This is a genomic window from Paenibacillus sp. FSL H8-0283 (genome assembly GCF_045040675.1).
Lineage (GTDB): Bacteria > Bacillota > Bacilli > Paenibacillales > Paenibacillaceae > Paenibacillus > Paenibacillus amylolyticus.
This window is the reverse complement of the sequence record NZ_CP150295.1, coordinates 3,079,421-3,098,476: the sequence shown is the minus strand read 5'-3', so window position 1 is coordinate 3,098,476 and position 19,056 is coordinate 3,079,421. Positions and strand designations below refer to the sequence as shown.

Sequence of the window (19,056 nt, the reverse complement as noted above, 5' to 3'; positions counted from 1 at the left end):
GGAGACAAAGCTCCAGATTAAGCGGCTGTTTGTTAGCTTGAGTATATTAAGGACTGTATATTAGTAGATATTGGAGTCATCTCCGTCTTAATGTACCTCCTCATGCACAGTTTTAGGAGTTTCACCTGTTCGTTTATTACCTGCCCACACGTCTTGCACGTAGCGTCCTTCGGCCTGAAGCTGAATGAGCCAGTCCTTCGCTTGCTGCACCGTTGCTCCCTGCACCTTCTGATACGCTTGTTGCAAAGTCTCTTCTACCGCAGGGGCCATCTGGCTTCCATCCCCACATACGTAGAGTTTTCCTTTGCTCATCAGCATGTGAATCAACTGTTCGGAATTCTCCTTCATCAGATGCTGTACATACGTTTTGGGCTTGCCATCCGCACGAGAAAAAGCAGTGTGTAGTTTAACGATCCCTTCTCGCTCGTATTGTTCAAGCTCTTGACGATATATGAAATCTGAATCATTCCTGCACCCAAAGAACAAATGCGCATCACTCAGTGGCAAACCTCTCTGTTTCATGACCGCTCTCGCCTGAAGGAAACCTCTGAACGGCGCAACACCCGTCCCCGGTCCCACCATGATCATGGGTACGTCAGCCTCTTTCGGCAAACAAAATTCGGATTCCGGCGTACGTACAAACATCAGAATACGTTCTCCGGATGGACAACCGGCAAGGTACGATGAAGCAACTCCCAGATATTCGCCCTTACCACTCCATGCAGGTTCTCTTACTACCGATACGGTTATACTCGCTTGCTCGAAATTCAGGCTTGGCGAGCTGGATATTGAATAATATCTGGGCTTAAGCGGAGGCAATAGTTCAAGGAACCTTTCGAATGGCAGCTCACACGCCTCATACTTTTCTAGCAGGTCCAACATGGTGATACGATTGGCAAGAATATCATCCCTGTAGCTGTTTTCGTCCAACATACCTTCCAGTTCACGCTTATGAGGTGGACATACCGTATGATTAGCTAACTCCTGCAACTGTGTTCTGGAGACTGGTGTCTGCAATTCCACACAATAAGCGAGCAACTCATGAATCTTGACGGGTCTGTTCAGTGGTAGGTGTGTAAGATGGCTGACGTCCGAAGTTAATTGGATCGGAGTATCCCCACGTAGTCCGAACCGACTGAGTATCCGATCCACATTCTGCTTCTGATTACTAGGCAACACGCCGAGATGGTCACCTTCTCTATAACTCATGCCTTCAGGCAATAACACTTCGATGTGACGTGTGCTTCTTCCACTTCCCAGCGCCTGAAGCTCTTTATTAACTACAACCGTGGCATAGCTGGCATCATAAGTTCGTGCAAGTGGCCTATCCGTTTTCTCGCGGACAAACTCCATTTGAAGTCTGCTGGCGCTTGGCTTGGAGGATTTGATTGCTTCCTCGCTAATCCCCAAGACACTCAACACCTGTGGCCACAACATCTGCTGCCACGCCTCGACTTGTTTCTCCATATCACCTCCAGCATCGGCTTCTCCACGGGATAACAGTCTTTTACCTCCCAATTCTTCAAGCCTCTCATCTATTAATCGAGGAATGCTCTGGTACGTCCCGGACCAACTCCGATCTCCACAGCCCAGAACGGTATAATTTACATCCCTTGCTTCCTCTGACTCTGCTCCCTTTAACCATTCTACAAATGCCGTAGCATTTTGCGGAGGTTTTCCGTTATACGAAGCAGTGACGATGAGAACGACACCTTGGCGGGGAATGCGGCCAACCCACTCATTCAGAGGGGCTGCTTCACTTGGGATTCCATAAGAATGGCCTTTCTCCGCAAGCTCTCGGGCAATGCCTTCTGCCGTTCCCAGATTGGAACCATATAACACCAGGAGCGATGGGTTACCGTCTGCTTCAACGGACAACATTTCTCTCGTCTGGCTATCACTTGCTACATTTTTATGAACAACAGGAGCAGGTTTCTCTTTCGCAGATACCGTCGACTTATTCCTTGTTTGCGAAGCCACGCGGGCTTTCACCTGAATCCGGAAGTCTCCCGGCTTCAATGTCAGCGTCTGTTTAACATCCAACTCATAGTTGCTATAATCGATCAGTTCAAAATGTTTAAGGACCATGCCAAGCACAAGTGTTGCTTCATATAAAGCAAACTGCATCCCGATACACGCTCTCTCCCCATTACCAAAAGGTTTATACGCATGATGAGGCACTTTCGCCGTATCTTCAAATCGCTCTGGACGGAAAAGCTCTGCATCCTCTCCCCATGCCTCTCTGTCACGGTGTAGCTGGGGCAGGAGAATACTGCAACTTTCGCCTTTCTTCAAGGGGTATTTGCCACCTATGACGGTGTCTTCTTTCGCATATACGTCAAATCCCGGAGCGGTTGGCCAGAGACGTAACGATTCACTGAGAATCATGCGAATGTATGGAAGCTGAAGAATTTCCTCGTACTGCGGTGAGTCACTGACCAATATCTGATCCACCTCGTCATACGCCTTTTGAAGCGATTCCGGATTTTTCAGTAGAAAGTAAAGAGCAAAAGATAATAGACCACTCGTGGTTTCATGTCCGGCAATGAGAAACGTAATAATCTGATAACGGATGTTCTCATCATCCAACATTTCGCCAGTCTCCGGATCTTTGCCATTCAACATACGTGCGAGCAAGTCGACCTCTTCGGGTGCTGAACTCGCTTTACGTTCCTCTATAATCTGATCTACCAGAGAGAACATCGTCTGAATATCCGCTTGGAACTGTCGTTTGGTTTTCACCATAAGCAGATTCTGAATTTTCAAACGTGAGCTCTTTTGCATAGCTTCATTTAATGCCCGAACCATGCTTTCAATAAAAGGACTGTGATCCTGTCTGTAAAAACTGTTAAATCGATAATTGAATCCACATAGTCCAATGGTATCCAACGTAAGGCGTGTCATATCGTCCGCAACATCAATCGTATCGTTGGAATTGAGGCGTGCCCATTTGTTGATCAACTGTTCGGCAATATCAACCATCATCGGATGATAACCTTTCATGGCCTGTTTGCTGAAGGTGGGAAGCAGAATGTTGTGGGCCTTTTTCCAATTGGGCTCCGATGTTCTGCTTGTAAATAAACCATCGCCTCCAAAGGCACGTACATTTTCGAGTTCATTGTATACATATTTGTCAAACCGGGACACATCGCACAACTCAGCGACAAGATCTGGTCCAGATACGATTAAACCGGAATAACCGGGAACGGTAAGTCGATATATCGGTCCATGCTGTTCAGCCAGAACGCCTAGCGACAGCGTGGGTTTATCTTTATCAATTAAGGGCAGATTGCCAAGTGGCCCATACATTTTGGGCTGTGGAATGTAAGTTGCATCACTCATGATGATCACCTCTTATCTCTACGCCGTGGAGCAAGGTATTCGTTAGCCATATGATGGCTGCTCTGCTTTCATTCATAAGTGATCTCTCCTTTGAAGATTATATAAATGATAGTAATATGTATCATTTGATAATACAATAAACCATAATTGATTTAATATCAAATTTTCTTCCGGCTGAATTACTTTTAATTGAACCGTTCAACGTTTAAATTGAATAACAACAAATAGAGGAATGCATATGCAATCCCCTACTGTATGAACCAATGACGTTATGATTCTATGACGCTTTTTAATGTATTCTAATGATGTCTTGACTCATCCCACTTCTCGAAATTCAATTCATTATTAATGCTTACCGCAGACAATGCCCCCAGAGACGCAGCCGTGATTGCCTGATATATCTCGGATGCTGCATCACCAGCACTGTATACACCCGCTACAGATGTTTTGCCTGAAGCATCAACTATAACCGTTCCTGATTCTGTAATTTCACAACCGATGGCCTTTGGCAGTTCTGATCCGGTAAACAGTTTCGGTTGGAAGAAAACTCCTGTGCAAGGAATCGCTGTACCGTCATTTAGTACAACTTGCTGTACCATCCCTTCTTCAGAATTAATGGATTGAATCGGTGCATCGAATACAGTAACATGATGCTGCTTCAGCTCTTCACGGTGCTCATCGGTTAAGGAATCTGATCCATTCGTACAGATCGTATAACGTTCTGTCCAGCCGGATATGACTTTTGCCATATGTAATGCGTTAACTCCACTAACGATGATGACCAGCGCTTGGTCTCTTAACTCCCATCCATCACAATATGGACACACAAACGCACTTTTACCGTAAACTTCTGTTAATCCGTTAATATCCAAGGGAAGGTCTTTCTTGCCTACCGCAAACAAAATCTTTTTCGTGCGATAACTTGCCCCCTGAGTAGTCTTAACTACAAAATCACCATCGCTACCTGTTATCGCAGTTGCCGTATCGGATGCAAATTGAACTGAGGGATACGCTGCAATCTGATCTTTGGCAGCTTTCCGGAATTCACGTGGACTTGCCCCATCTCTTGTCACAAACCCATGAGTCTCCCTTGTAACCCAGTTACGCGGTGTCTCATCATCAATGACCACAACGTTCTTGCGGGCCCTGCCAAGTACTAGGGCTGCATTAAGCCCCGCTGGTCCTCCACCAATAATAAGTACATCCAAGAGTTGATTCATATTACTCATACTATACACCCTTTCCAGACATTTAATATCTCTAATTAAGTTTTAAAAATAACCTCCGCTTTCTCTTAAGAAAGTAATATCGGAGATTTACAAGAACACATTTTAAAAAATACTATTAAAGATATCTTATATCTACAATAAACAAAACCTAACCATTTTGCAACATATATCTTTAACTACGTTCTTCAATCCAGCCTGTGTGAGTTGAATAAAAGATTATTTACACTTACACTACAATGACAGAACAAACTTTGGATCACTGTTATACTCGGATTTTTGATTTCTCTCCTGTAACACAGAAATAATTATTTAACAATTAAAAACAACCTTGTTTTTAAATTGTTCACAATCAAATGACATTATTTTAAATACTAAAACGTTAATTAAATCACATAGTGTATTGAATGGTATAATAGCGACATAATATACAAGTATAGATATAGGAAGTGAGTTCTTGAAAACATTGAACAATGGTTCACAGACCAATATCAGCCTGGAGTATAGCTCGATTCCGAAAGTATTCTTCGATACGATCAAAATCGGAATCATTAAGTCCAACCTGATCGCCATGTTTGCGGGTTTAAGTTTGGCTTTATATGTATTTGATGCTTCAATCTTAGCTAATATTGTACCAATCATCCTTTCCTTTATTGGATCTTCTCTCATTATTGGAGCTGCAGGGGTGTTTAACAACTTGTATGATCGTGATATTGATGCGATCATGGAACGTACGAAGAAACGTCCTACCGTTACGGGACGCGTAGATACCAAGTCGGGTCTAATTCTCGGTATTGCAATCACCATCATCGGGGGCATCATGTTGTACATCGCTTCCCCATCCGCTGCTGTATTTGGTATTTTGGGTCTGTTGCTTTACGTGTTCCCTTACACGATGTGGACCAAACGTACAACGATCTACAACACGGAAGTGGGAAGTCTTTCGGGTGCTGTGCCTCCACTCATCGGTTGGGCAGCCATTTCACCGGAACTGGGTCATTTTGAGATCTGGGCATTGGTCGTTACGATGCTCTTATGGCAAATGCCTCACTTCTACGGGATTGCGATTCGTCGTTTTGACGAATACAAAGCTGCTGGTGTTCCCATGCTACCCGTTGTTAAAGGCATCAGACGGACATACATTCAAACAAATGTGTATCTGGTACTGTTACTGATCTCCAGCTTTTTATTCTGGCCGATGAGTCCATTTGTCGCTATTGTGGCATTTCTGGTTAGCTTGGCTTGGCTCATTCTCAGTGTGGCTACCTTTGACAAGAAAGAAACAGAGAAATGGTCCAAACGGATGTTTATCTTCTCCATTAACCATATCACTATTATCTTCCTGGTCATCATTGCGTATTCCTTGATTGCTCAGATGATGAGATAATAATATTCCATCTTTCCACTCGTTATAACGATAAAAAGCCTTACAGACTGTCCTCTTTCAAGGAGTCGTCTGTAAGGCTTTTTTGTTTTTTTATTATCTTTTCTAAATTTTTTAAGCTATCCAACTTTGGCGGGGGTTTGTTCCCCTTGCCACAGCAGCTGCATCTCTTCATTGGTGGCAAGCAATTCGGCCAAACTTCCCTCGGCTTCAATGCGTCCATCTTTCATCACGATAATGTGATCTGCTTTGGAAAGTGCTGCCCTGCGGTGAGAAACTGCAATGCAGGTGACATCCGGCTCTTGGAACAACCCTTCCCATACTTGTTGTTCTGTCTCCACATCCAGTGCACTGGACAGGTCATCAAAGATAAACAGGTCCGCCTCCGTCATTAACATGCGTCCTGTGGCCGCGCGCTGAATCTGCCCGCCTGACAGCATCACCCCTCTTGGACCAACCGGGGTCTCAAGCCCCTGATCCAGATGTTTGATATCCTTCTCCATCACAGCCAGACGAATGGCTTTTTCAAGGGCTTGCTCGGTGTTACCCTGTTTGCCCTGGACGATATTTTCTTTCAACGTATCACTGAACAATCTTGGCACTTGAGGGGTATACGCGGCTCTAGGCGGCATCAGGAATGTGGCTGGATCAACAGCCGCTCCATTCCAGTGAATGTCCCCTTTTTGTTTGGGTAACAGTCCAAGAAGTGTTCGTACAAGCGTTGATTTACCTGATCCGATCCGTCCCGTAATCACAAGAAATTGTCCGCGTTTCAGACGAAAACTGATCTCTTCTATGCCATTTTCAGAATTCGGATATTGATAAGTCAGCTTATTCACCTCAAGAGATTGCAACTTCTCCTTAGGGTCCCTCTGTTCACTTACAAGTTCCGGCGGATCTTCATACAGATAGATTTCCCTCGAATCCATGATCTGGTCTTCTTCCCCTGGGCGGAATAGCTTACGCATACGATCATAGGATACCTTGAGCCTTTTATGCTGAAACACCATATAACCAAACAGTGAAATGCTAAATCCGATATTGGCCAGATAACTGGTGAATAAGGCAAAATCACCTACGGTAAAATTCCCTGCTTTCATCTCAGCTGCACACATCAGTAGAATCAATCCGGTACAGATACTTAGAACATGCTGATTCATCGATCTCATCCACTGCTTGAACAGATTGTCTCGAAGTGCAGCCTGGCGACGATCTTCATTCAACTGGTTGAAACGTGAAGAGACATTCTCTTCGGCCTGACCCAGTTTCAGGGCTTGCACTGCTCCAAACGTTTCCGCAATAAAACTGGTAATTCGCCCAGTCGCTTCACGATTAACCTGTGCATACTTCCGAGCCCGATTTCCGGACAGGTTGTTAAGTAAGGTAACGACCACCAATGGCAGCACGGCAACCAATGTGATCTGCCAATTAATGTTCGCCATAATGACGATGGACACAACAGCAAATACGAGCCGTCCCCAGAAGTCCACCCATGATTCTACATACTCGACGACTTCATCGACATCATCCCGAAAGCGACTCATCGCCTCCCCTGGTGAAGCCGGAAGATTACGCCCAGGCCAGCGCATGATCGCTGCGAGCATGTTGGTTCGTAAAATCGCCTGAACATGATACAGATACGTAACCCATGCATAGAAGGCTACAAAAAATGTGCCCACCCGTGCCATTCGGACCAAAGCAATAAAGATAAGCGGCACAGCAAGCCACATGTAGTCATTGGAGCCCACTGTTGTGCGATCAAAAAACCATTGCATTCCAATACCAATGGCTAGCGGCAAGGAATGAAATATACACCATAACAATCCGTTGATTACAAATAACAAAGGCCTGAATCGAAACAAACGGCCTATAAATCCTGCTACAGTCATGCCAATTCCTCCTCTCTGCCTGTAATCAGCAGTCTGGCATAGTGAGATGCAGGGTTACTGGCAAGTTCTTCTCTCGCTCCAAACTCCAGTACCTTCCCATCACCGAGCACCATAATCCGGTCAACTTTCTCCAGCGTAGCCAGTCGGTGAGCAATAATCACTCCTGTGGATTGTTTCATTAACTGGTCAATTGCAGATTGCAACATACCTTCGGTCGCAGCATCTAGACGCGATGAAGGCTCATCCAGAATAACCAGACTCGGTTCGGTCAGGAATACGCGGGTTAAGGCAAATAACTGTGCTTCCCCTGCCGACAATGAAGCTCCGCCTGCAGCCAAATACGTATTAAGTCCTTCTGGTTGTGAATTAATCCATTGGCTAAGTCCAAGGCGATCCGTCGTCTCCTTGATCATCTGATCCGATACATCTCCATTGAACAGGGTCAGGTTATCACGCAGCGTGCCATCAAACAACTGCACATCCTGTGTCACCATTCCCACCCTGCGATAGAGCGCTTGTAATGAAAGCTTTGTGATATCCGTTCCACCCACACGGATCGTACCCCGATCCAGATTGTACAGCCGGAGAAGAACACGACTAAGACTCGATTTACCGCTACCTGTGCGACCGATGATTCCTAGACGTTCACCAGGCTTAATGGCAAAAGTAATGTCCTGCAATACCGGTTTATCCTGGTTATAACTGAAGTTCACCTGACTGAATTCCAGACCAAGAGGTCCTTCCGGCAATTGCTCCTCTGTGCCCTCTTCAATCTCACTCTGCATGGACAACAGCTCTCTGGAGCGCAGCATGCCTGATTTTGCTTTTTGGAACTCCTGCACCTGATCTCCAAGCATCTCAATCGGATCATTCAGCATCTGCGTATATTGGTAGATCAGAAATAATGTTCCGATACTAATTAGACCTTCCATATAATAATGCACACCCAGCAAAAGCACCGCAGTGACCGCCAGTGCGAACAGAACTACTGTGGTATTCCACGGAATAACCCGTAGCAGCCAGGCTTTTCTCCCCTTACGGAATACCGTGCGCATCGAGCGGTAAAAGCGGTTCATCACATAGGGCACATGACCATTTGCTTGCACATCTTCAATCCCGGCAATGCGTTCTTCAATTAATCCGAACAGAGAGGCACTTGCCGCACGTTCATTTTTGGAAGAGTCCACGCCTAGATTTCGGATAAAGACCATGAAAAGGATCGATAATAATGTGAACACGGTCATGACCAAAGCAATGGGCACATTAACACTGAACATGAACCCGAGAATTCCGGCCAGCAGTACAAAACTCCCGATCACTTGCACAATGAACATCGCGAAAAAATTGGAGATACTTGTTACGTCACCATCCACACGTTCAATCATCTCTCCAGGTGTTTTCACATTATGAAAACGCATATCAAGACGCAGGCAGTGCTTCAGCAAATCTCCGCGCAGTTGATTCGTGGCCCGCCAGGCCACGTCGTTCCCCAAATAACTGACCGCTACCGTGATGAGTTGATTAAACACGGCAACAACCAGAAATATTCCTGCGAGCTGAACAAGATTGGTGAGGACTCCCCCACTTGCTGCTGTATCAATAAATCGTTTAATAATCTGTGGATTCAAAAGCTGAAGCCCCGTTGATGTGAGCAACATGATTAAAAGTAAGGCCAGCCGTCCTTTAACGGGTTTTAGATAACGCAGTAGCCATGACATGGAGATTTTCTCTGTTTTGGGCACAGGTCCCACCTCTTTATCGGTTTATTTAATTGTTCTTGGCTATTCATATTTGTTGATGATCTTAACGACAGCAAATTTGCGATCACTAGGATGAGTCATACATAATGACATTAAAATCGGGATTTCCCGCCCATAATTGATATGTAGAACGTAAGTTGACCATTGTACATTCTCCTTTTAATAAGTTAGTTTTTATAAAATAACGCTCCAAACGCTCCTTTCCATGTGAACAAATTGGGTGGAATGCATGCCAAAAAGCCATAGATGAACTAATGTTCATCTACAGCTTGTAGCCAAAAGAGATCGAATGAAATGCAAAGCATTTCCCGTATCTCCTCTGCATCGCAATAATGATGAGCGTCCACGACAGAGGTGCACAAACATGACTGTCCCAACGCGATCATTGCAAAAAAATTGGATTAATGTCACTATGCTCATGCGTATTCAGTTATCGATTCGAAATCTGTATAGGCATAAACATAATCAACATCCCACCCGTTTCACATATTTGTTGTTTATTGTATTCGCTGGACTAACATCCGTCAAGATAATTTTAACTGAATTGTTATTTAATTCATGCCATTAAACTTTTCAATTCTCGCTACATACTTAATGATGTAGGCTCTGTTTGTTTTTCTCTAACAACAAGACGTCTATGTGCGATCAGAAGAAAAGGTACTCCCAGGGCAGTCGTCAGTGCAATCGGTAGAAAAACAGCGAAACCATTCTCCGCTCCAAATTGACTTAATAACACCCCGCCCATGACAGGAGCAATGACACTACCGATATTATTGAATCCGATGGTACCGAAATACGTCCCTTTCCATTCCGGCTTCGCAATCCGGTCAATGAGCATATCCATCATGGTGAACAACAACACTTCCCCAATGGTAAATAGTATGACACTCATCATCATCATGAGCACACCTTCAGCGATTCCAACCATCATCAGACTGGTTGCCACCAGCAAGTTACCCACAATCAGAGGAACAAGCGGTGGGAAGTTTCGGAAGGTTCTCACAAGAGGATACTGAATAATCAGTACCGTCACGGCATTCAGGGATAGCATGTACGAGAACATCTGACTTCCATTTTCAAAGATCGGGCTCCTCGCCAAGTACTGTGCCAACGTAGAACTAAAGTGCCCGTAACCCAGAACACAAAATGTGGTACCGATTAATACTGGCAGAAACACCCGGTCGCGACCGGTGGTTATGAGTGCTTCACGCAAACGTGGTGCTGTTGCCTGATGACGCTCTGGCAGATTGGCATGCTGCAGCTTGAATTGAAGAAATAATACAAGTCCATAGGCTATGTATATCAAGCCGGAAATCACAAATGGGAACGTTGATTCAGATGATCCCAGCTGAAATCCGATAATTGGCCCAAAGACCACACCAAGATTAACTGCAGCATATCTGAGGTTGAACACCAGCAATTTGTTCTCCGGAGAAGTAATATCCGATAACAGCGCTCTGGAGGTGGGCTCAAATACTGCGCGGCATAATCCGTTTAACGTATTGGCAACAAAGAACACCCATAGATGCTCTGCTGCTGAAAAGATAAAAAACACACCTGCCCAACTAAATACCGAGATTAACATCACGATTTTGCGCCCGATCCGGTCCGAAATATAACCTCCATAAAAGCTGACCATTACACCTGCCAGCGAGCTAACCGCCACAGTAATACCGGTCTGGGTCGGTGTAGCATCTAACACACGTGTCAGATAGATGGATAGAAACGGGATACTCATTGACGTCACAAGACGTCCAAACATGGTTCCGATAATGATCGTCCATGCCAAGGGGTGAATTTGCCTTAAATATTGCTTCATGCGAACTTCTCCTATTCTTTCTAAATGCTTCAAAAGTGAACTTTTTGAACTACCTCTTCTAATACGTGTTCAAAAAGTTCGGTTTTCAGTACCGAGAAGATGGGATGAAGCTAGAAATGGAGTAGCGGAGCGTAGGGAAAACTACGTGAGCAACGGACATTTCGGCTGAATTCCATATTCGATGCTGATGATGCCTTTAGGCATCTTTCGTAATCAAAAGCGGACTTTTTGAACAACTTCTACTAATGTATAATTGTAAGGATAAAAGGGGGAAGTAAAAGTGTAAACATATGATCACACTTTTCACCTTTAATAGAGGAGTCATGACCATGGATACCCTGCACACACACTTTATAAGGCTCGCCGGGGCCGAACAACTTTCATTCAAACTTCATGAACCTGTAGCGGTAACGATTGATAGCCTGTCCGCTGCCTTGTGCTGCACCCCTCGTAATGTGAAATTCATTCTCAGAAAATTGGAGGAACAAGGCTTTATCCATTGGCAGCCTGGGCGTGGTCGTGGACATCATTCGGAGTTAACGATGCTGCGTAGCATGAATGAAGCGTTGGAAGCGAGTTTTACCGAACTTTTGGGTAAAGGCAAAATGAAAGATGCCATTGAACTCATCGGAACCGTTCAGATGGATGATACATTGCGAGAACAGCTCATGCTCTCCCTTCATCAACAGATGGGGTTTCACGGCCACGATGAAACTGCCTCTGGTCAGGATATCCTGCGCATCATGAGGTCACGCCAGTTAGGTGGTTTGGACCCAGCCTTTGTTTATACTGCATTTGAAACCTACCTATTAAGCCAGGTCTGTAATACATTGATCACTTATGACGCCAAGACAGAATCATTCCTGCCAGCACTGGCGCACATGTGGGAGTGTAGCGAGGACCATCGCTTATGGACCTTCTATCTCCGGAAAGGTGTACGTTTCCACAACGGACGTATCATGACGTCCCAGGATGTTCAAGCGACATTGCAACGATTGATTGATCTACATAGTCCCTCCATCTGGTTATATCGGGATATCGAACGTGCGGAAGTAGCTGGTGATTACTGTATCAAGTTTGTTCTACATCGTCCTAATCGGTTTTTCTTGCATCTGTTCAGTTGTATTCGGATGACAATCCTGCCCTACGATTACAATGTAGCCAATACATTGGTAGGTACCGGTCCTTTTCAGATCTCTGAGCTGAATGAAGATGTGCTGGAGCTTACCGCTTTTGATGCGTACTACGGCATCCGGCCACATCTGGATCAAGTGCATTTCTGGTTTGTGCCTGACCTGAGTCCAAATGATCGCTATTATGAGCTACCCGGTACAGATCGATTGAGTCTGGCAACAGGCTGTGATCAGACGAACAGTATCAATTATCCGGCGCTTGGTTGTCAGTATATGCTGTTCAATTTTCACAAGGAAGGCATCCATCATCATCCCTTATTTCGACAAGCCCTGCGTATCGTCTATGATTCGGTCGCACTTGTCCGAGATCTCGGCGGGAATCGGATTACACCTGCCAGCAGCTTTCTGCCTTGGAGAAGTGCAGCCCAAGACTGGACCGCTGCCTCTCTTGAGCATGCTCGTGAATTGTTGCATAACTGTGGGTACCAAGGTGAGACGATAACATTATCATATAAGCATAATAAAGATGCAGACGTTGCGGAGTGGTTTCAATGTCGTGCGCAGTCCATCGGAATGAACATCAGCATGCAGGCCGTTGTGGATTATTTCAACTCAGAAGAAACCACAAACGCACAATTGATTCTGGCTGAAGAGATACTGGAGGAAGATTGGCAGTACGGCATGATTCATTTTTTCAAAAACCTGTCCAACCATTTTCATATGTGTATGTCTCCTGCATTCCAGTCTCTATTGGATGACAAACTGGATCATTTTGCAAAGCTTCATCGGGCAGACCGTACTGCGCTCCTGGATGAAGCTGAAGCCTTGCTACGTGATCACTGCTGGATCTTGCATGGCTGTCACATGAACAAGCAGGCTGAACTGGATCAGAGCATCTTCGGCATGCAGATCGCAGAATTCGGATATATGGACATCTCCAAATTGTGGATCAAAAATCCTTAGAGATTTGTCCTTAGTCGTATATGCGGCATACAGGAGTGGACCAAATCATGGAACAGCAAAAAAAGCCGGTAGCCTATTGACGATAAGCTAGCGGCTCTGTTGCCGATCCGTTTTTTAGTTCAATCAGAGATGAATATTTAGAGATTATTTTTGATGTAATAGGTTTCCAATGCTTGCATAATGGACTCGATTTTGATCGGTTTGCTGACATACGTATCCATGCCTGCCTTCAAGCAGTTTTCCATGTCTCCTCTTACGGCATTTGCAGTTACCGCAATAATGAATGGACAACTCTCGGGGGGCAAAGCATTTTTAATCGCTTTTGTCGCTTCAAATCCATTAAGCCTTGGCATATGCACATCCATGAAGACAATATCATATGAAGTGTGTTTGACCGCCTCGACTGCCTCAACACCGTCCGCCACGTGATCCACGAAGTGCCCTTTTTTCTCAACGATCCTGCTAAGGACGAGTTGATTCACCTCATTGTCTTCTGCAATTAAAATCCGCAAGGCTGATGTTCTGCTCTTCTTCTGCTGTTGATCCAACCTGTTACTCTCTTCACCGTTATTTAATTTAAATTGGGCGGTAAATATAAAGATTGTACCCGGATCATCCGATTCCTCGATCCAGATCTCACCCTGCATAAGTTCCACCAGTTTCTTGCTAATGGCAAGGCCAAGACCGGTACCTTGAGGTTTGCGGGTCATAAAATTCTCCAGTTGGTAGAAAGGTTCAAATAATTGTTGTTTCCTCTCAGCCGGAATGCCAATGCCCGAATCTTTTACCTGAAAATAAAGCTGCACGTTATTGCCGCACTGCTCCTTAACTCCCACTTTAACTTCTACGCCGCCTTCTGAAGTGAATTTGACCGCGTTGCCGATGATATTGGTAAGTACCTGTTTAAGACGATAAGCATCACCATACACCGGAGTTGGAATGACATCTTCTACGCACATGCGAACATCCAGCTTCTTTTCACGAGCCAGCGGTTTTACGATTTGCACCGTCTCGGTCACGATCTCTACGAGATCAAAAGGATCTTCTACCAGATCGGTTTTGCCTGATTCGATTTTGGAAAAATCAAGAATATCATTAATGATGGCCAGCAAGGAATCTCCACTCTTCTGGATGATTTCGATATATTCCTTTTGTTCCCCGCTAAGTCCAGGAGTATCCAAAAGCAAATCCGTCATCCCAATTACACCGTTCATAGGTGTGCGGATTTCATGACTCATCATCGCCAAAAATTCACTTTTGGCCTTATTCATTCTCTCCGCTGTCTCTTTGGCTACCAGCAGTTTTTTCTGCTCCGTAATATCCTTCGCAATCAGGTAAAACCCGACATTCGATGTATTAATAATAATTGGAGCAAGCGTAGCCAAGACTTCTGTCTCAGATCCATCCGTGTGCCGAACAGCGTTGATCTCCTTTTCAGCCATCTCATAGTTACTGCCCAGAATCAGACCCAGATTACCGGCTCCGATAAATCTGCTTATGCTTGTACCGATCATTTCAGCCACGGGACAACCCGTCATTTTCACCGCTACTGGATTTGCATTCATAATATTACCATCCATGTTAAACGAGATAATGGCGTCATGATTGTATTTCTTAAGCGAAGTGTATCGCTCGACAGATTCCTGCAATTTAAATTCGATGCGTTTGCGTTCAGTGATATCCTGTAGTGTTCCGTTCAGCTGAACTGGCTGACCATGCTCATCAAGCGTAATTAATCCACGCAAGTGAAGATACTTCTCATTCCCATCAGAGCTGATGTGTTTGTATTCAAAATCGAGCGGTTCACCCTGTTTTACCCCTGCAATATGTTTTTGTAAAGAGGTTATATCTTCAGCATCCATAACATTAAAAACATCACTTATCCGATATGGTTTGCAGGTGCGTTCAAGTTCAAAAATCTCAAAGATCTGATCTGAAAATGTAATATGGTCTAAGACCATATCCCATTCCCAACTACCGATCAAGGCGATACGTTCAGCCTCTGCACTGATATCCTTTTGTTTTTTTCGCTCTGATATATCTCGTCCAATTGTAAAAATCTGCTGTTCATGCTCCGCATCACCAAAGACCTTGTATGTGGTTTCAAACCAAAGATAATGCCCGTCTTTATGGCGGACTCTAATATTCAACAGATTACCTTTAGTCAAATCCATCTGTGAGATCCGTTCCAGATCTTGTGGGTGAAAGGAAGCATTATTGTTTTGGCCAATGACTTCTTCCGGGGAATAACCTAATATTTGTTGGACTGACGGTGAGCAGAACCGACAAACTCCCTCTGAATCGGCAATATAGATGATCTCCTGAGCATGATCCGTAATAAGTTTGAACATTTCTTCACGATGGAGGAGTTTTTGTTCAGACAGTTTACGATTGGAAATATCAACAATATGGCAAACGGAATAAAGCGGTTCATCTGTAATTTCGCTTCGAACCAAGGAAACATGTATTGAACACCATAAGATGTCACCATTTTTATTAATGTAACGTTTTTCGTATTGATTTTCTTTTGATTTACCTTCAAATAGCTCATAACTACAGATCATATCTTGTGAGGAATCATCCGGATGTGTAATATCCTGATACGTGAGATTCATTAATACATCACCTGTATAACCTAGCATACAACAAAAAGCAGGGTTCACTTTCATCCATTGCCCTGTTGGAGCAACGAGTGCAATCCCAATAGGCGCTTGGTTATAGATCTGCTCGAACAATTCGTGATGATCGACCTTTTGAACCTGCATTGTAAGTTCTCCTTTTGGCATAGACTCCATGTAAATTTTGTCGAAATCTAAAATTTTTACTGATATAAGATGTTCTATAAGAATTAGTCAGTTTTAAAACAACAGTACCTGCTTAATACCCAGAATTTCAACCGTTGAAACAAATCTTTTTAAGAGATTTGTGTCTTTAAACCAAACAAGGCCCGGAATCCATCCACATGGAATCCCGAACTTTGTCATTATATATCATTATGAGTCATAGGCAACACGGAATCATTAGAAAAATGAATTAGCGCTCGCGACCAATAAGATAATCCAATAAATGTCTCAAAAATGGAATAGGTTTCGGCATCTCGTTCAATGCATCTGTAGCAAGACAATAATGCTCCCACATCGCTTTCTTCGCGCCTTCATCACCCAGAATAGACACAAAGGTTGAATTGTTGTTCCGCTCATCCTGACCTGCAGGTTTCCCAAGAATGAGGTGATTTCCCTCGAAATCCAGCAAGTCGTCCTTGATCTGGAAGGCGATCCCCGCATGATAAGCAAACTTTTTCAGCGTAGCCATCTCCGGTTCCTTCACTTGGGCAAGTATCGCTGGCATGACCAGGGCAGCTTCGAAGGCAATGCCTGTTTTGTAAAAACAGATCATGTTCAACTGCTCCAGCGTCAATGCCTTGCCTTTGGAATTCAGATCCATGGCCTGCCCCATACACATATCCTCTGCTTTTTCAGCCGAATACTGGATGAGTCTGAGCACGGTCGCCGCATCAAAACGATCCAATGAGGATTGCTCTCCAATCGCCTTCTGGATAAGAAATAGACCGGTTAGCTCTGCTGTGGCACTATTGTGCACATGGTGCAGCGTTGAACGTCCACGTCTTGTTGAAGCATTATCCTGCGTTGGCAGATCATCAAAGATCAGGGAAGCGGTGTGCATGTACTCCAGCGATCTTAGCAGCGGAACGATGGATGACTCAGGTAGACCATACTCGCGCACGCCCATAACCCAAGTTAATATCGGACGTAGCCTTTTTCCGTCTCCCTGCAAGCTGTAATTGGCTGCATCGATTAGTGTTTCTTTCATCTCATGAAGGCCACCGGGCTTCGCAATCTGCAACTCCACATTAATCTGTTCGCGAACCGTTCGAATGGTCTGTTTGAACTCCTCTTTCTCCTGCTTGTCATTTTTCAATTGAAGCACAACCTGATCCCGTAACAATTTATCAAGGAAATCAACGTCATCTGCTTTTCGCACCATCTGTTGAACCAGTTGATTGAATTCAGGCTGCCCAGAGGCAAAGATCGTCATCACTTCATCATATTTTTGCTGCCCCAACCGTTCTTTACAACGCTTCAGCCCGTTAATGGCACGATCCAGTATGACCTCACGGGTCTTGGCATCCGAGTTGTAAACATCATGGATTAGATGAGAGATGACTGCCCAATACAATTCATATGGATTAATCAAATCGGGACGCAAATCTCGATACTTCAAATAGTACGTATATGGAGTTACTGCCCCTTCTTCCATATCGTCAAACATATCGGCAAAATCATCAGCCAACTGATTATATATCCCGTAATAGAATGTTCGCAGATCAAATCCTTCATCCACCGGTGCACTGAGAACAGACCGGACGATTAATCGGGAAGAAGAAGATTTGATAATAATCGGAATGTACAGTTCTTCATTGCTATAATTCGCATTGGCTAATTTCTTGTTGCGATCGATCTCCTGAGACTGAAAGAACACATAGGATTGCTCTAAAAACGTGCGCTGTTTCTCTGGATGCTGGTAGTTCTTGATGTACTCAAATGCTTCCCGAAGCTCGGAATGTACATATTCAATTACTTCAAGATTGCTGCCTTTCCAATCTCCCAGATCAGGTACGACCCCGGTAAGAAGTGCATCGCGTATCATCAGGGAATATTGTTCTTTTTCTTGAACAGTCAAAGCTTGAGAATCCAGCAGATCATCCACAAATGGATACGTCAAACCGTACGAATAACCAAGTCGGATCGCCGCATCAAATCTCCGGGCACGTTCTTCAGGTGGTGTCTGCTCATTCATCTCATCGTCCACATGAAGGACCACGCCAAGAATGATCTTGATGAGCTTCCGTTGCGCCTGCTCTGCATCCAGCTCCTTCGGGATGTTGGATGCTACATTCTTTAATTTGTTCATCACCCAGATGACAGCCGTTTCAGTGTGCTCCTTCTGTCCCCATCGGTACAACGCAGCCAGACTGATATAATCAGGCTGTCCTTTTCGCCCAGTAGCTGAGCCCATAAAGTATTTTTTAGTATTCTGGACAACGTTCTGAATTCGGGCCTGCGTACCCGGAGAATCAAGGGCTTGCCCCAGATCTCGCATATAAATATAGGAGATACTCCGATCCAGGTAATCATCCAGCTTTCCTGTCGTATTCAGCCAGTGGATATATCTATGAACATCCCGAGGATCCGGTTTTCTTTTGCTAGGTGATAAAAGAGAAAGCCAGGCAAAACGATGAATATGTTTCTTTTGCCATACATGAATATCTTGGGTAAGTGCTGTGGTATACGTATTATCCATAAGTTGCTGCCTAAGAGAAGTAAAATACTGAGATGCTTTCTGCTCAGCTAGCCGATATCCTGCATCAGCCTGTTCTGTAAGTACGTTATTCATAGGGTGGATACCTCAAATTCTATTAATGTTAAACATGTATCCATGAAAGGAGATGAGGTGCTCCATGGACGAAAACTGAACTCATTTGATCGTGTATCCAACGCTTCAGCTCATGTTCATAACCT

Annotated in this window: 9 protein-coding genes; 2 read left to right on the top strand and 7 right to left on the bottom strand. The window is 44.5% G+C overall.

The annotated features are described in order from the left end of the window. Positions 1-87: 87 nt before the first annotated feature. Together MHI52_RS13985 and MHI52_RS13980 are read right to left on the bottom strand one after the other, a co-directional pair. Positions 88-3,342 carry a bifunctional cytochrome P450/NADPH--P450 reductase gene (locus tag MHI52_RS13985; protein WP_127545788.1) on the bottom strand — a complete coding sequence of 1,085 codons (3,255 nt, stop codon included), beginning with the start codon at positions 3,340-3,342 and terminating at the stop codon, positions 88-90. 299 nt (positions 3,343-3,641) lie between these two features. Further along, positions 3,642-4,562, bottom strand: a complete 921-nt coding sequence (locus tag MHI52_RS13980) for an NAD(P)/FAD-dependent oxidoreductase (RefSeq protein ID WP_340984828.1) — start codon at positions 4,560-4,562, stop codon at positions 3,642-3,644. A gap of 463 nt (positions 4,563-5,025) precedes the next feature. Between MHI52_RS13980 and cyoE the strand changes: the two genes are divergently transcribed. Continuing rightward, entirely contained in the window at positions 5,026-5,955 is a 930-nt protein-coding gene (cyoE, locus tag MHI52_RS13975) for a heme o synthase (protein WP_036608378.1), read from the top strand. Between the two features lie 116 nt (positions 5,956-6,071). On the opposite strand, the gene MHI52_RS13970 is transcribed toward cyoE, so the two are convergent. The 3 genes from MHI52_RS13970 to MHI52_RS13960 form a co-directional block, all read right to left on the bottom strand. Beyond that, complete coding sequence (locus MHI52_RS13970; RefSeq protein WP_405159234.1) at positions 6,072-7,841, bottom strand: ABC transporter ATP-binding protein; 1,770 nt, start codon at positions 7,839-7,841, stop codon at positions 6,072-6,074. After that, the gene (locus tag MHI52_RS13965; protein ID WP_405159233.1) at positions 7,838-9,583 is read right to left on the bottom strand and encodes an ABC transporter ATP-binding protein; all 1,746 of its coding nucleotides are present in this window, start codon (positions 9,581-9,583) and stop codon (positions 7,838-7,840) included. Before MHI52_RS13965 ends, MHI52_RS13970 begins: the two co-directional genes overlap by 4 nt. Before the next feature lie 601 nt (positions 9,584-10,184). Next, positions 10,185-11,420, bottom strand: coding sequence for an MFS transporter (locus tag MHI52_RS13960; RefSeq protein ID WP_315372927.1), 1,236 nt, complete (start codon positions 11,418-11,420; stop codon positions 10,185-10,187). Positions 11,421-11,749: 329 nt separating this feature from the next. Here MHI52_RS13960 and MHI52_RS13955 point away from each other — a divergent pair, with 329 nt between their 5' ends. Then, positions 11,750-13,516 (top strand): ABC transporter substrate-binding protein, encoded by a 1,767-nt coding sequence (locus MHI52_RS13955; protein WP_405159232.1) that lies wholly within the window; start codon positions 11,750-11,752, stop codon positions 13,514-13,516. Positions 13,517-13,653: 137 nt separating this feature from the next. On the opposite strand, the gene MHI52_RS13950 is transcribed toward MHI52_RS13955, so the two are convergent. Together MHI52_RS13950 and MHI52_RS13945 are read right to left on the bottom strand one after the other, a co-directional pair. Then, on the bottom strand, positions 13,654-16,281 hold the full coding sequence (locus MHI52_RS13950; protein WP_405159231.1) for a PAS domain S-box protein: 2,628 nt from the start codon (positions 16,279-16,281) through the stop codon (positions 13,654-13,656). A gap of 268 nt (positions 16,282-16,549) precedes the next feature. Then, positions 16,550-18,931 (bottom strand): polyprenyl synthetase family protein, encoded by a 2,382-nt coding sequence (locus MHI52_RS13945; protein WP_405159230.1) that lies wholly within the window; start codon positions 18,929-18,931, stop codon positions 16,550-16,552. Positions 18,932-19,056: the final 125 nt, after the last annotated feature.

Coding starts and splice junctions, on each gene's coding strand:
- MHI52_RS13985 (WP_127545788.1), bottom strand. CDS start 3,342: ATGAGTGATGCAACTTACATTCCACAGCCCAAAATGTATGGGCCACTT.
- MHI52_RS13980 (WP_340984828.1), bottom strand. CDS start 4,562: ATGAATCAACTCTTGGATGTACTTATTATTGGTGGAGGACCAGCGGGG.
- MHI52_RS13970 (WP_405159234.1), bottom strand. CDS start 7,841: ATGACTGTAGCAGGATTTATAGGCCGTTTGTTTCGATTCAGGCCTTTG.
- MHI52_RS13960 (WP_315372927.1), bottom strand. CDS start 11,420: ATGAAGCAATATTTAAGGCAAATTCACCCCTTGGCATGGACGATCATT.
- MHI52_RS13955 (WP_405159232.1), top strand. CDS start 11,750: ATGGATACCCTGCACACACACTTTATAAGGCTCGCCGGGGCCGAACAA.
- MHI52_RS13950 (WP_405159231.1), bottom strand. CDS start 16,281: ATGCAGGTTCAAAAGGTCGATCATCACGAATTGTTCGAGCAGATCTAT.
- MHI52_RS13945 (WP_405159230.1), bottom strand. CDS start 18,931: ATGAATAACGTACTTACAGAACAGGCTGATGCAGGATATCGGCTAGCT.